The 14242-nt window shown below is 61.9% G+C and carries 9 protein-coding genes and 4 tRNA genes; 3 read left to right on the top strand and 10 right to left on the bottom strand.

What is annotated here, in order from left to right:
- Positions 1–56 precede the first annotated feature (56 nt).
- Positions 57–2051 carry an acetate--CoA ligase gene (gene acs / locus EST26_RS07170; RefSeq protein ID WP_291066556.1) on the bottom strand — a complete coding sequence of 665 codons (1995 nt, stop codon included), beginning with the start codon at positions 2049–2051 and terminating at the stop codon, positions 57–59.
- Positions 2052–2351: 300 nt separating this feature from the next.
- On the opposite strand from acs, the gene EST26_RS07165 reads away from it, so the two are divergent.
- Together EST26_RS07165 and murI are read left to right on the top strand one after the other, a co-directional pair.
- Positions 2352–3905 carry a fumarate hydratase gene (locus EST26_RS07165; protein WP_291066554.1) on the top strand — a complete coding sequence of 518 codons (1554 nt, stop codon included), beginning with the start codon at positions 2352–2354 and terminating at the stop codon, positions 3903–3905.
- Positions 3902–4708: a glutamate racemase gene (murI, locus tag EST26_RS07160; RefSeq protein ID WP_291066552.1), complete on the top strand. Its 807-nt coding sequence runs from the start codon at positions 3902–3904 to the stop codon at positions 4706–4708. Before EST26_RS07165 ends, murI begins: the two co-directional genes overlap by 4 nt.
- A 171-nt stretch (positions 4709–4879) precedes the next feature.
- Here murI and EST26_RS07155 read toward each other — a convergent pair whose 3' ends face one another.
- Positions 4880–5503 (bottom strand): DUF6806 family protein, encoded by a 624-nt coding sequence (locus EST26_RS07155; RefSeq protein WP_291066551.1) that lies wholly within the window; start codon positions 5501–5503, stop codon positions 4880–4882.
- Between the two features lie 538 nt (positions 5504–6041).
- Here EST26_RS07155 and EST26_RS07150 point away from each other — a divergent pair.
- Positions 6042–6764, top strand: a complete 723-nt coding sequence (locus EST26_RS07150; protein ID WP_291066549.1) for a sigma 54-interacting transcriptional regulator — start codon at positions 6042–6044, stop codon at positions 6762–6764.
- Between the two features lie 792 nt (positions 6765–7556).
- On the opposite strand, the gene EST26_RS07145 is transcribed toward EST26_RS07150, so the two are convergent.
- The 8 genes from EST26_RS07145 to EST26_RS07110 all read right to left on the bottom strand — a co-directional run bounded on the left by EST26_RS07145 (position 7557) and on the right by EST26_RS07110 (position 14091).
- Positions 7557–7632, bottom strand: a tRNA-Gly gene (locus EST26_RS07145).
- Positions 7633–7655: 23 nt separating this feature from the next.
- Positions 7656–7729: transfer RNA gene (locus tag EST26_RS07140), tRNA-Cys, on the bottom strand.
- An 82-nt stretch (positions 7730–7811) separates the two neighbouring features.
- Positions 7812–7887, bottom strand: a tRNA-Gly gene (locus EST26_RS07135).
- 94 nt (positions 7888–7981) lie between these two features.
- On the bottom strand, positions 7982–10417 hold the full coding sequence (gene lon / locus EST26_RS07130; RefSeq protein WP_291066548.1) for an endopeptidase La: 2436 nt from the start codon (positions 10415–10417) through the stop codon (positions 7982–7984).
- Between the two features lie 99 nt (positions 10418–10516).
- The gene (gene clpX / locus EST26_RS07125; RefSeq protein ID WP_291066547.1) at positions 10517–11782 is read right to left on the bottom strand and encodes an ATP-dependent Clp protease ATP-binding subunit ClpX; all 1266 of its coding nucleotides are present in this window, start codon (positions 11780–11782) and stop codon (positions 10517–10519) included.
- 85 nt (positions 11783–11867) lie between these two features.
- The gene (clpP, locus tag EST26_RS07120) at positions 11868–12485 is read right to left on the bottom strand and encodes an ATP-dependent Clp endopeptidase proteolytic subunit ClpP (protein WP_291066545.1); all 618 of its coding nucleotides are present in this window, start codon (positions 12483–12485) and stop codon (positions 11868–11870) included.
- A gap of 138 nt (positions 12486–12623) precedes the next feature.
- Positions 12624–13934: a trigger factor gene (gene tig, locus EST26_RS07115; RefSeq protein WP_291066543.1), complete on the bottom strand. Its 1311-nt coding sequence runs from the start codon at positions 13932–13934 to the stop codon at positions 12624–12626.
- A 70-nt stretch (positions 13935–14004) separates the two neighbouring features.
- A tRNA-Leu gene (locus tag EST26_RS07110) sits at positions 14005–14091 on the bottom strand.
- Positions 14092–14242: the final 151 nt, after the last annotated feature.

Below are 14242 nucleotides of genomic sequence, written 5' to 3'. Positions count from 1 at the left end.
GAGGGATTTTTTCTTGCCTGGCCCACTGCGGCCAGGTTTGAAGCGTCCGTGGCGAATCAGTTGTTTTCCGACAACTGATCCAAAATGGCCGGATTTTCCAGCGTCGAGGTGTCCTGAGTGATGACCTCACCCTTGGCAATCGAACGCAGCAAGCGGCGCATGATTTTGCCCGAACGCGTCTTGGGCAGGTTGTCGCCAAAACGAATGTCTTTTGGCTTGGCGATCGGACCAATCTCCTTGGCCACCCAGTCGCGCAATTCCTTGGCAATCGCCTTGGCCTCGTCGCCGGTCGGGCGCGAGCGCTTGAGCACGACAAACGCAACAATCGCCTCACCCGTCAGATCGTCCGGACGCCCCACCACGGCGGCCTCGGCCACCAGATCGGTCTTGCCAACCAGCGCCGACTCGATCTCCATCGTTCCCATGCGGTGGCCTGAGACGTTGAGCACGTCGTCGATGCGGCCGGTGATGCGGTAGTAGCCGCGGTCTATGCTGCGCACCGCGCCGTCGCCGGCCAGGTAATAACCCTTGAGCTCCTCGGGGAAATAACTCTTCTTGAATCGCTCGGGGTCACCCCAGATGGTTCGGATCATCGACGGCCAGGGCTTCTTGACCACCAGGATACCGCCAGCGCCGTTGGGCACGTCGTTGCCGGTTTCATCGACGACGCTGATGCTGATGCCCGGCAAGGGCAGCGTGCACGAACCCGGCACCAGCGGCGTGGCGCCCGGCAGCGGCGTGATCATGTGGCCGCCGGTCTCGGTCTGCCAGAAGGTGTCGACGATCGGGCAGCGCTCGCCACCGACGTGCTTGTAGTACCACATCCAGGCTTCAGGGTTGATCGGCTCGCCGACCGAGCCCAGCAGGCGCAGGCTGCTCAGGTTGGAGCGCGCTGGATGCACCCTCTCATCGCCTTCGGCGGCCTTGATGAGCGAGCGGATCGCCGTCGGGGCGGTGTAGAAAATGCTGCACTGGTGGCGCTCTATCATCTGCCAGAAGCGCCCGGCGTTCGGGTAGGTGGGCACGCCCTCGAAGACGATTTGGGTCGCACCGGCGGCCAGCGGCCCGTAGGCGACGTAGCTGTGGCCGGTAATCCAGCCAATATCGGCGGTGCACCAGAAAATGTCGTCGTCCTTGAGGTCAAAGGTCCATTGCATGGTCAGGTTGGCCCACAGCAAGTAGCCGCCGGTGCTGTGCTGCACGCCTTTGGGCTTGCCGGTCGATCCGGAGGTGTAGAGCACGAACAGCGGATGCTCGGCGCCAACTATCTCGGCCGGGCAGTCGCTGGACTGAACCGCCATCAATTCGTGCATGAAATGATCGCGCCCGGCCACCATGTTGACTGTGGTCTGCGTGCGCTGGAACACGATCACGTTCTTGATGCACTCACAGCCGCCCAGGGCGATGCCGTCATCCACAATCGCCTTCAGCGGCAGCTCTTTGCCACCGCGCAACTGAAAATTGGAGGTGATGACAGCGACGGCGCCAGCGTCTTGAATGCGCTCTTGCAAGGCCTTGGCCGAAAAACCGCCAAACACCACGCTGTGGGTGGCGCCGATGCGCGCGCAGGCCTGCATGGCCACCACGCCTTCAATCGTCATCGGCATGTAGATGACCACACGATCACCTTTTTTAACACCCCGCGACTTCAGTGCATTGGCAAACTGCGACACCTTGGTCAGCAGCTCTTTGTAGGTCACCCGGGTCACTTCGCCGCCGTCGGCCTCGAAGATGATGGCGGTCTTGTTTTCCACCGGGGTGCCCATGTGGCGATCCAGGCAGTTGTAGGAAGCGTTGATCTCCCCGTCTTCGAACCACGTGTAAAAAGGTTTGTTCGATTCGTTGAGCACCCGGGTGAAGGGCTTGCTCCAGTGCAGCGTTTCGCGCGCCAGCCGGGCCCAGAAACCCTCAAAATCGGCGTCCGCCTCGGCGCACAGCGCGTGATAGGCATCCATGCCGGAAATGCGCGCCGCCGCAACGTTTGCCGCACTGGGCTCGAAAACACGATTTTCGATCAGGGTAGATTGAATGGCGGACGAAGCAGATGACATGGGCAGTCTCCAGTGTTGATTCGAAACAGGTGAGCCTCAGAATGTGCTCAAAGTGGCTTACGCACTTCTTACGCATTATCCAGGATTGTTTACATCGAGAAACGACGCCGGCCCAAGCCATTCGGGGACTTTTAAAATGCGGCTTGCAGCACAGCCTCTGGCGGCAAAACACAGACCCCGTCCAAGGGCTTGAAGCGGCAAGGCAGCAGCCCCAGGGTGTTGCGAACACCCTGTGCTCAGACTGCCTGCGGCGCTTGATCGCCGCGCGGCCAGACCGACAACTCTCACGAAGGCACCCCCATGACCCGCACCATTCGCCAACAAGACCTGATCGACTCGGTGGCCGCCGCGCTGCAGTACATCAGCTACTACCACCCGGCCGACTACATTGCCCATCTCGCGCGCGCCTACGAGCGCGAGCAAAGCGCCGCCGCGAAAGACGCGATGGCGCAGATTCTGACCAACAGCAAGATGAGCGCGATGGGCAAACGCCCGATCTGCCAGGACACCGGCATCATCAATGTGTTTTTGAAAGTTGGCATGGACGTGCGCTGGGAGGGATTTTCCGGCAGCCTGGACGACGCTATCAACGAGGGCGTGCGCCGCGCCTACCGCAACCCGGACAACCCGCTGCGCGCCAGCGTCGTGGCCGATCCGCAGTTCGCACGCAAGAACACCTTGGACAACACGCCGGCGGTGATTTTTACCGAAATCGTTCCCGGCAACACGGTCGAGGTCACGCTGGCGGCCAAGGGGGGTGGATCGGAAAACAAAAGCAAAATGGCGATGCTCAACCCCGGCGACAGCGTGATCGACTGGGTGCTCAAAACCGTTCCCGGCATGGGCGCGGGCTGGTGTCCGCCCGGCATGCTGGGCATTGGCATTGGCGGCACGGCCGAAAAGGCGGTTTTGATGGCCAAGGAAAGCCTGATGGACGACCTTGATATGCACGAATTGCAAGCCAAGGCCGCGCAGGGCGGCCAGCTCGACCCGGTCGAGCGCATGCGGCTGGAGTTGTACGAGAAGGTCAACGCCCTGGGTATTGGCGCGCAGGGCCTGGGCGGCCTGACCACGGTGCTCGACGTCAAGATCAAGATGTACCCGACGCACGCCGCCAGCAAGCCGGTGGCCATGATCCCCAACTGCGCCGCCACCCGCCACGCGCACTTCGTGCTCGACGGCAGTGGAGCGGTCTACCTGGACCCACCGAGCCTGGATCTGTGGCCCGAGCTGACCTGGACGCCCAACACGCAAAACAGCAAACGGGTCTATCTCGACACCCTGAGCAAGGCCGAGGTGGCCAGTTGGCAACCCGGCGACACCTTGCTGCTCAACGGAAAAATGCTGACCGGGCGTGATGCTGCGCACCAGCGCATCCAGGAACTGCTGCAACGCGGGGAGCCGCTGCCGGTGGACTTTAACAACCGGGTCATCTACTACGTCGGCCCAGTCGATCCGGTGCGGGACGAAGCGGTTGGTCCGGCCGGCCCGACCACCGCCACCCGCATGGACGGCTTTACCGAAATGATGCTGGCACAAACCGGCCTGATCGCCATGATAGGCAAGGCCGAGCGTGGCCCGCTCGCCATCGAGGCGATCAAAAAGCATCAAAGCGCCTATTTGATGGCGGTGGGCGGCGCGGCCTACCTGGTGTCCAAGGCGATCAAGTCGGCCCGCGTGCTGGGTTTTGCCGACCTCGGCATGGAGGCTATTTACGAGTTCGAGGTGGTCGACATGCCGGTCACGGTAGCAGTGGACGCCGGCGGCAGCAGCGTCCACATCAGCGGCCCGGCGCAGTGGCAGCGCCGCATCGCCAGCGGCGAGTTCAAAGGTATAGCGATCCAACGCAATTGAAAACCATTGGCGTCTTCGACAGCGGGGTCGGCGGCCTGAGCGTGCTGCGCGCTCTGTTGGCTGAGATTGCCGGCGCGCGCTTCGTCTATCTGGCCGACAGCAGCCACGCGCCCTATGGCGAGCGCCACAGTTGGCAGGTGGTCGAGCGCACACAGCGCATCGCCAACGCCTTGCGCCAGCGCCACGCCATCGACGCGCTGGTGGTGGCCTGCAATACAGCGACCGCGCTGGCGATCGACAGCCTGCGCCAACATCACCCCGACCTGCCCATCGTGGGTGTCGAGCCGGCCCTCAAACCGGCTGCCGCACGCAGCCACAGCGGCCGCATCGGCGTGCTGGCCACACGCGGCACGCTGCAAAGCGCGCGCTTTGTACAACTGCGCCGCCGCACCGAGAGCGACAGCGCGCGGCCGCTGCACTTTCTCTGTCAGCCCTGCGACGGCCTGGCTGACGCAATAGAACGCGGCGATCTGACCGCCACACAAGCGCTGTGCGAACGCTACATTGACGCCTTGCAGACGGCGGCACCCGAATCCGGCCCGATCGATACACTGGTGCTGGGCTGCACGCATTACCCCTTTGCCAGCGAGCAGCTCGGCGCCTTGTGCGGGCCGGCCGTGTCGCTGATAGAGACCGGCACCCCGGTGGCGCTCCGCACGCGCGCGCTGCTCGGCCTGGCAGCCGGTGCCAGCAGCAAGCCCGCAGCCCTGAAGCTGCTCAGCACCGGCGATCCGGTGGCGTTGACACGCGCCGCACAGCGCTGGCTGGCCAACGCAGGCCAGGCCAGCCCGCTCCAGGTCTGAGAGGCTATTGATCCGGCCCGCTGAAGTATCAACCGTTCGCCCTGAGCCTGTCGAAGGGCTTCCTTCGACAAGCTCAGGACAGTCGGAAATACAAGCTCAGCCGAAACGGAAGTCAAGACTGCACCGGGCCGGATCAATAAGAGGCTAAGCCCAACGAAAAGAGGGCACTTCTCAGTGCAGATGACGAGGCTTGCGCGATCCGCCGTGGCCCGATGAACCGCCATGGCCACGCGGCGGGCGGCCCAGTCGCATCGAATTCTCCAGCGCGTCAAAACGCTCGCCAAACAGCTTGTCCACGGCAGCGACTACCCCATCGAGCTCGGCGGCGTCAAAGTGCCGCTCCATCACGTGCACCACGTCCTGCACCAGCAGATCGCGCTGCACCTGCATGATGGCGGCCGGGGTCGGGCCGACAAAGCACATCAGGAAGTCGTCGCGCGCATCTTCCTCGCTCGACTGGTCTTCCTCGTCGTATTCGGTGTCGTAGAACGAGACTTCCAGCGCTGCGCCCGCGGCGGTAATTTCGTTCAGCCCCATGCAAGCCTCTTCGATCACCTGGCGAAAGTCCTCGTCGCCGGGGACGGTCCAGCAAATCTGCAGCACATGGGCAGCGGCGTCGAAGCGAATGCCCGGCTCATCTTCATAAGCGCTTTCTGCCGCGGCCGCCAGCGAGCGGGCGCCGGCGTACTGCCACAAGGGCTTGAGTGCATCCTGAATCTGGCTGAACACCACGTCTTGGCGCAGGCTCACATCGCCATGCACATGAATTTCAAAAGGCGCGTTATCTCGAGTCATGAGAGCTCACTGAAGCGGTGAAGTCGGAAAAAATCAGCGATCGATGCTGCTGCCTCGAACCGGTGCGCCCTTAGGCGGGGAAACGGGAGATTTTAAGCCAGAGCATGAAGTCCGCACCGGGGTAACGCCGAGCTTGGATGCAGCTTGCTGTAGCAGGTTTTCCGCTGAGCCAACACCTTAGATCATATGCCGGTGCGCGCGGCAAACCGCACAGCTCTCTTTCGCTTGACTCCTATTGCTCCGGCCCGGTGAAATCTTGAGTTCCGTTCGGGCTGAGCTTGTATTTCCGACTGTCCTGAGCTTGTCGAAGGAAGCCCTTCGACCCTTCGACCAGCTCAGGACAGGCCAAGCTCAGGGCGAACGGTTGATACTTCACCGGGCCGGATCAATAGCAGACCTGGAGTCATGCTTGCTGCAACAAAGGCGATCCCACGAGCTGTCTTGCATGGCACGCAACGCGGGCTTGCAGCGCAAAACGATGGGGGCTTCATGATGGACGACGCAGTTTGACGTCCTGATCCTGTTTTAAACTCGGCCGATGCCCCAACCCCATCGCCTGCTGGTTGTTGACGATGAGCCCGACCTTCGTACGCTTTATGAGCTGACTCTGCTCAAGGTCGGTTACCAGGTGGATGCGGCCGCCGATCTGGCCCAGGCGCGGCACTACCTGGCGCAGCAAGCGTACGACCTGCTCATCACCGACATGCGCCTGCCCGACGGCCTGGGCCTGGAACTGGTGCTGGGCGAATCAGGCACGGGCAAGGAGCTTGTGGCGCGCTCCCTGCACGCCTGCAGCCACCGGGCCGATGGCCCATTCGTGGCCGTCAACTGCGGCGCCATACCGCAGACGCTGATCGAATCAGAATACGTGATCGAACTCCGCATTGCGCCCCTGCGCGAGCGGCGCAATGACCTTGCCGAACTCGTGCGCGCCCTGCTCGAGCGCCTGGCACAACGCAACGGCGAAGCCGCCGCCCCCTGCATCACCCCAGCGGCACTCCAATTGCTCGGGCGCTACGAATTCCCCGGGAATGTCCGCGAGCTGGAAAACATTCTGGAACGAGCCATGACCCTCTACCCCGGCCCCACGCTCGAGGCTGAGTCGATTCAACTGCCCAGCATGGAAGCCGGCGCGCCTGACCGCGAACAGCTCGAACAACTGCTCAAGCGCAACCGCTGGAACCAGTCGCGCAGCGCCCGTGAAATGGGCTGGACGCTGGCCAAGCTGCGCTACTGGACGCAACAACTGGGGCTGGATTAAGCGGCCGTTCGCAGCGCTTTGGCCCGCCGCTGCGCCCACGAGCGGCCGGCTGCGACGAGGGACGCAATCGCACGGAACTCGACACACGGTGAATGCCAGCGGGACTTGCACCCGCAGATGTGCGCCCGCGCCGGGCGCACCAAAATAAAAAGCCGCTCCCGCAAGGAAGCGGCTTGAATTGGTGCCCGAGGCCGGAATCGAACCGGCACGACCGCGAGGTCGAGGGATTTTCTTACCCCTTCGGCTTTCGCCGCCAGCGCATGCGCTGTTCGTGGTCTGGAGCACGCCTTCACCATAGCCTTGGGCCGTAGGTGCCCGCCGTCTGCTCTCTACACCTTCCCATCTATCAGGCTTGGGCTTGGCTCGGCGTTGGCTCGGATGCCGGAGCATCCAGGGCTTTCGCCGACTTTGACGGGCTTCACTTCGGGCGTTTCCCCCCGAAGGCTCAAATTGTTTAAGTCCCTTGTGTCTACCGATTTCACCACTCGGGCATTACATGATGCTTTGGAGCCTACACCACTTTCTGTTGGCTCCGGCTTGGCTCCTGCTTGGCTCCTGGCCATAACGGCGAATCACAAAGCTACACCTTTGATGCTCGCAACCCATTGTCACTGCTGATTTTTTTCCCTGGCGGCATGAGCAAAAAAGACTTGACAAAACAGATTTTTTGTCCGCTGTGTCTACCTATTTCACCATCGAGGCCCAGTGGGGATTGTCTCAGGTCGAGCCACAGTCGGCCTTCAGAGCGAACGCAGCAAGGTCAGCCGATTCACCCAGTCAGAATGCAGAAACTGGAGCGGGAAACGAGACTCGAACTCGCGACCTCAACCTTGGCAAGGTTGCGCTCTACCAACTGAGCTATTCCCGCATTTTTTGCCACCACCTGGCAACTGGAGGCGCGACCCGGAGTCGAACCGGGCTAGACGGATTTGCAATCCGTTGCATAACCGCTTTGCTATCGCGCCCCGTGCAAGGCGGCTGAAAATCAACCGCCCTGACATCGACAAAAATCGACAAAAAAGGGAAGTCGGACTTCCCTTTGAATGCTGGAGCGGGAAACGAGACTCGAACTCGCGACCTCAACCTTGGCAAGGTTGCGCTCTACCAACTGAGCTATTCCCGCATGTTTCTGGCGATGTTTCTGGCTTTTGTCAGAAGCCTTGCATTCTAACCCAAAAAAAAGAACACGCACCAGAAAAACCAAGCCGTTTTCAGCTTCAGTGCTTGAGCGCATCCGACACCGGCGCGGGCGGCGTGACCACGGCTGCTGCGAGCGCTTGCGCTGCCAACTCTTCATCGGTCAAGGCACGCGGTGCGCGCTCCAGCGCGATCGCCAGCACCTTGTCGATCCACTTGACCGGCACGATCTCCAGCCCCTGTTTGACGTTGTCTGGGATTTCGGCCAAGTCCTTGACGTTTTCTTGCGGGATGATGACGGTCTTGATGCCGCCGCGCAAAGCCGCCAGCAGCTTCTCCTTCAAACCGCCGATCGCCGTGACTTCGCCGCGCAGCGTGATTTCACCCGTCATCGCCACGTCAGCCCGCACCGGGATTCCGGTCAGGGCAGACACCAGCGCCGTGGCCATGGCCGCACCGGCGCTGGGCCCGTCCTTGGGTGTGGCGCCGTCGGGTACGTGAATGTGGATGTCGCGCTTTTCGAACTGTTCGTCCTTGATACCCAGCAGGCGTGCCCGGCTGCGCACCACGGTGCGAGCCGCCTCGACCGACTCTTTCATCACGTCGCCCAACAAGCCGGTGCGGGTGATGACGCCTTTGCCCGGCATGATCGCAACCTCTATCGTCAGCAGATCGCCGCCCACTTCGGTCCAGGCCAGACCCATCACCTGACCGACCTGATTTTGCAGTTCGGCCAGGCCGTAGCTGAACTTGCGCACGCCCAAAAAGTCGTTCAGATTGTCCGCATCGACCACCACCGTGGGCTGGTACTTCTTGAGCAGCAGGCCCTTGACGACCTTGCGGCAGATTTTCGACAACTCGCGCTCGAGCGAGCGCACCCCCGCTTCGCGCGTGTAGTAGCGCACGATGTCGCGCACCGCCTCTTCGCGCAGCTCAAGCTCACCGGCGCGAATGCCATTGTTCTTCAACTGCTTGGGCAGCAAATAACGCGAGGCAATATTGACTTTTTCGTCCTCGGTATAACCCGAGAGTCGAATCACCTCCATGCGATCGAGCAAGGCCGGCGGAATGTTCAGTGAGTTCGAGGTGGCGACGAACATGACGTCGGACAAATCGAAATCGACCTCGACGTAATGATCGGCAAAAGTGTGGTTCTGCTCCGGATCCAGCACCTCGAGCAGCGCACTGGAGGGATCGCCGCGAAAATCGGTACCCAGCTTGTCGATCTCATCGAGCAAGAACAGCGGGTTGCGGGTGCCGATCTTGCCCAGGCTTTGCAGCACCTTGCCCGGCATGGCGCCGATGTAGGTGCGGCGGTGGCCGCGAATTTCGGCCTCGTCGCGCATGCCGCCCAGCGCCATGCGCACGTACTTGCGACCGGTGGCCTTGGCGACCGACTGGCCGAGCGAGGTTTTGCCCACACCGGGCGGACCGACCAGGCACAGAATGGGCGCCTTGACCTTGTCGACGCGCTGCTGCACCGCAAGGTATTCCAGAATCCGGTCCTTGACTTTCTCCAGGCCGTAGTGATCTTCGTTGAGCACGCGCTCGGCAAACGCCAGGTCGTGCTTGATCTTGGTTTTCTTGCTCCAGGGCAAGGCCACCAGCGCGTCGATGTAGTTGCGCACCACCGTCGCCTCGGCCGACATGGGCGACATCAGCTTGAGCTTTTTCAACTCGCCCTCGGCTTTTTTGCGCGCCTCGACCGGCATTTTGGCGGCCTTTATTTTCTTCTCGATCTCGTCGACGTCGGCGCCTTCTTCGCCCTCGCCCAGTTCTTTCTGGATCGCCTTGACCTGCTCGTTGAGGTAGAAGTCGCGCTGGTTCTTCTCCATCTGACGCTTGACGCGACCGCGGATTTTCTTGTCGACGTTGAGAATGTCGACCTCGCGCTCGAGCTGCTCGAACAGGTTTTCCAGCCGCTTGTTGATCGGGTCCAGATCGAGCACCAGTTGCTTGGACTCCAGCTTGAGCGGCAGGTGCGCGGCAATGGTGTCGGCCAGCCGACCGGGGTCGTCGATGCTGGAGATCGAAGTCAGAATCTCGGACGGAATTTTCTTGTTCAGCTTGACATACAGGTCGAACTGCTGCATTACCGCGCGCCGCAACGCCTCCAGTTCAGTGGCCGACGCCTGGGCGTGCTCGAGCTGCGGATCGACCGGCGTGACGTGGGCGACAAAGTGCGTCTGGCCTTCGGTGATGGTCTGCACCTTGGCACGCTGCACGCCTTCGACCAGCACCTTGACGGTGCCATCAGGCAGCTTGAGCATTTGCAAGATGCTCGCCACACAGCCCATCTCGAACATATCGGCAGTGGACGGCTCATCCTTGGCGGCGGCCTTTTGTGCCACCAGCATGATGCGCCGCTCGGCCTCCATCGCCGCTTCCAGCGCCTTGATGCTCTTGGGGCGCCCGACGAACAGCGGGATCACCATGTGCGGGAACACCACCACGTCGCGCAAAGGCAGCAGGGGCAGCTCGACCGGCGTGCTGGGCAAAGGGGTTTGTTCTGACATATCAACCTCGACAAAATGGGCAGGTGGGGCTGACGCCGACGCAATCAAGCTGCCCCGCAGACAAATTAAACGCCGGCGCCGGTGTACGCCGGCAGCGACTCAGGCCTGCTTGGCCGCCTCGCGGTAGACCAGCAAGGGCGGTTTGTTCTCCACTATGGTTGACTCTTCCACCACCACCTTTTCGACGTTGTTCAGGCCAGGCAAATCGAACATGGTGTCGATCAGCGCATTTTCCAGGATAGAGCGCAGACCGCGCGCACCGGTTTTTCGCGCCAGCGCCTTGCGCGCAATCGCCTTCAGGGCCGCCGGACGAACTTCCAATTCAGCGCCCTCCATCGACAGCAACTGAGAAAACTGCTTGACCACGGCATTTTTGGGTTCGGTCAGGATTTCGACCAGAGCCTCCTCGCTGAGCTCGGCCAGCGCGGCGACCACGGGCAGGCGGCCGACCAACTCGGGGATTAGTCCGTACTTGATCAGGTCTTCAGGCTCTATTTCCTTGAAAGTCTCGCTCAGGCTGCGCTGCTGCTTGCTCTTGACCTGCGCGCCAAAGCCCATGCCGCAGGCTTCGGTCCGATTTTCTACGATTTTTTCCAGACCGGCGAAGGCGCCGCCGCAAATGAACAAGATGTTGGTGGTGTCGACCTGCAGAAAATCCTGATTCGGGTGCTTGCGCCCGCCCTGCGGCGGCACCGACGCCATGGTGCCTTCGATCAGCTTGAGCAGCGCTTGCTGCACGCCCTCGCCCGAGACGTCGCGCGTGATCGATGGGTTGTCCGACTTGCGGGTGATTTTGTCGATCTCGTCGATGTAGACGATGCCTTGCTGTGCCCGCTCGACGTCATAGCTGCAGCTCTGCAGCAGCTTGGAGATGATGTTTTCCACGTCTTCGCCCACGTAGCCGGCCTCGGTCAGCGTGGTGGCGTCAGCCATGACGAAGGGCACGTTGAGCATGCGCGCCATGGTCTGGGCCAGCAAGGTCTTACCCGAGCCGGTTGGGCCGATCAGCAAAATGTTGCTCTTGGTCAGTTCGACCTCATCCTTGCGCGCCGTGCGTTTGTGGCGCAGCCGCTTGTAGTGGTTGTAGACCGCCACCGCGAGCGCGCGCTTGGCCGCCGACTGGCCGATCACGTAGCCGTCCAGGTTGGACTTGAGAGCTGACGGCGTGGGCACATCGTCGCCCAAAGCCTTGCCTGCGGCCTGGCTGGGCAATTCGTCGCGCACGATGTCGTTGCACAATGCAATGCACTCGTCACAAATGAACACCGAAGGGCCGGCGATCAGTTTCTTGACCTCGTGCTGGCTCTTGCCACAAAACGAGCAGTAGAGCGTTTTTTCACCGGAGGCGACTTTTTTATCGGCCATGAGCAGGGTCGGGTTGGGCGGTGAATGTGGGTGGTAACAATGGTAATCCAAGCCGCAAGGGCGTGGGCGCGGCGACCGAAGGAGATCAGGACTGGCCGGGACGCTTGTCGATCACCTTGTCGATCAGGCCGTACTGGGCCGACTCGTGCGCCGACAGGTAGTAGTCGCGTTCGGTGTCGCGCTCGATCTTCTCCAGCGGCTGGCCGGTGCGATCGGCCAAAATCTTGTTGAGCTGTTCGCGGGTTTTGAGGATTTCGCGCGCGTGGATCTCGATTTCGGTCGCCTGGCCCTGGGTGCCACCCAGCGGCTGATGAATCATGACCTTGGAATTCGGCAGCGAATAGCGCTTGCCCTTGGCACCGGCGGCCAACAGGAAAGCACCCATGCTGGCGGCCATGCCTATGCACAGCGTCGAGACGTCGGACTTGATGAAATTCATGGTGTCAAAAATCGCCATACCGGCGCTGACTGAGCCGCCCGGCGAATTGATGTAGAACGAAATGTCCTTGTCGGGGTTTTCGCTCTCCAGAAACAGCAACTGCGCCACCACCAGATTGGCCGACTGGTCATTGACCGGGCCAACCAGAAAAATCACGCGCTCTTTGAGCAGGCGCGAATAGATGTCGTAGGCGCGCTCGCCCCGGCCCGACTGCTCGATCACCATGGGCACCATGCCCAGGCCTTGAATGTCCATTGCGCTCATGCCTTTTTCTCCGTGTGTTGCGGCCAAACCATGGCCGCGCCCGCTACTTTAACCCTGCCGACTTGACCCCGCTGCCGCCATCCGCCAGCCAGCCCAATACACAGGGCCTGCGTCAGGGGGTGAAAAACCGGCTGAGGATCAGGACGAGCCCATCAATTCGTCAAAGCTCTGCACCTTCTCAGTCACCCGGGCCTGCGACAAGATGAGGTCGGTGACGTTGTTTTCCATCACGACGCCTTCGACCTCGGCCATGCGGGCCTTGTCGCTGGTGTACCAGCGCAGCACTTCGGCCGGCTTCTCATACGAAGCCGCCAATTCCTGGACGTGCGCCCGGACCTGCTCGGGTCGGGCACGCAGGTCGTGCGCGCGCATCAGTTCAGCCACCACCAGGCCCAGGCGCACGCGGCGCTCGGCCTGGGGAAGAAACATCTCGCGTGGAATCGGCGCCTTCTCGGCATCGGGAACGCCGCGCTGCTTGAGGTCGGCACGGGCCGCCTCGACCAAGCGGTCCAGCTCGGCCTGCACCGCCGATTGGGGCAGATCGAGCTCGGCCTGGGCCGACAGCGCGTCCAGCGCAGCTTGCTTGTTGCGCGCCTGCACGCGGCGCTTGACTTCGCGCTCCAGATTCTTGCGCACGTCGGTGCGCATGGCCTCGACCGTGCCCTCGGCAATACCGAGCGCCCGGGCCAGCGCCTCGTCCACCGCCGGCAGCTCGGCGGCTTCGATCTTGTTGAGCGTGACCATGAAGTCAGCCGACTTGCCCGCCACCTCTTTGCCGTGGTAGTCGGCCGGGAACGCGAGCGGGAACGTCTTGGACTCGCCGACCTTCATGCCGCGCACCGCGTCTTCAAACTCTTTGAGCATCTGGCCGTCGCCGACGATGAACTCAAACGCATCGGCCTTGCCGCCCTCGAACGACTCGCCGTCGACCTTGCCCTCAAAGTCGATGCTGACGCGGTCGCCGTCCTGCGCCACCTGAGCCGGCTCGCGCTGGGCAAAGGTGCGGCGCTGCTTGCGCAATATATCCAGCGTGCGATCGATCGCGGCCTCGCCCACCTCCACCACCACTTTCTCCACCGTCAGGTCGGCAAGCGCACCGAGTTTGACCTCGGGATAGACCTCGAACACCGCATCAAAGGCCAGTTGTCCTTCGGGGGCGGCTGCATTTTCGGTGATCTTGGGCGCGCCGGCCACACGCAACTGGGCTTGCTGGGCGGCGTCGGCAAAGGCGGCGCTGACCTTGTCGTTGAGCACCTCGTACTGCACCGAATACCCGTAGCGCTGCGCGATCACGTTCACCGGCACCTTGCCAGGACGAAAGCCGTCCAGCTTGACCTCGCGCGCCAGACGCCGCAAGCGGCTGGCAACCTCACCATCGATCACAGCGGTGGGCAGCGTGAAAGTGATCTTGCGCTCGAGCTTTTCCAGGGTTTCAACATGCACGGTCATGGTTTTCTCCAAAAAAAAGCAAGCCCGCCAGCCGCTCTGGCAGACCTGCAATAAGGGTTCTTCAGCAAGTTGGTGCGCGGGGGGGGACTCGAACCCCCACAGTGTTGCCACCGTCAGGACCTAAACCTGGTGCGTCTACCGATTTCGCCACCCGCGCGCCTACACAGCACCCAAACACCCCGCCCAGAACCGGACAGGCCATTCGTTTTGCACTTTTTTTCAACCTTTCATTGTATCTGCTGCACTGCCAACCCTGGCCGGATACGGTCGGATAGGAACTGCACAAGCAGGCGCTGTGCAAAACCAGC

Source organism: Hydrogenophaga sp., from assembly GCF_014773545.1.
Lineage (GTDB): Bacteria > Pseudomonadota > Gammaproteobacteria > Burkholderiales > Burkholderiaceae_C > Hydrogenophaga.
Note: the sequence above shows the minus strand (reverse complement) of the source record. Positions and strands in the feature narration are given on the sequence as shown.

Bases quoted from the DNA above. Each gene is read 5' to 3' on its own strand.
- clpX (WP_291066547.1), bottom strand. From the start codon at position 11,782: ATGGCCGATAAAAAAGTCGCCTCCGGTGAAAAAACGCTCTACTGCTCG.
- clpP (WP_291066545.1), bottom strand. From the start codon at position 12,485: ATGAGCGCAATGGACATTCAAGGCCTGGGCATGGTGCCCATGGTGATC.
- lon (WP_291066548.1), bottom strand. From the start codon at position 10,417: ATGTCAGAACAAACCCCTTTGCCCAGCACGCCGGTCGAGCTGCCCCTG.
- tig (WP_291066543.1), bottom strand. From the start codon at position 13,934: ATGACCGTGCATGTTGAAACCCTGGAAAAGCTCGAGCGCAAGATCACT.
- EST26_RS07155 (WP_291066551.1), bottom strand. From the start codon at position 5,503: ATGACTCGAGATAACGCGCCTTTTGAAATTCATGTGCATGGCGATGTG.
- acs (WP_291066556.1), bottom strand. From the start codon at position 2,051: ATGTCATCTGCTTCGTCCGCCATTCAATCTACCCTGATCGAAAATCGT.
- EST26_RS07165 (WP_291066554.1), top strand. From the start codon at position 2,352: ATGACCCGCACCATTCGCCAACAAGACCTGATCGACTCGGTGGCCGCC.
- EST26_RS07150 (WP_291066549.1), top strand. From the start codon at position 6,042: ATGCCCCAACCCCATCGCCTGCTGGTTGTTGACGATGAGCCCGACCTT.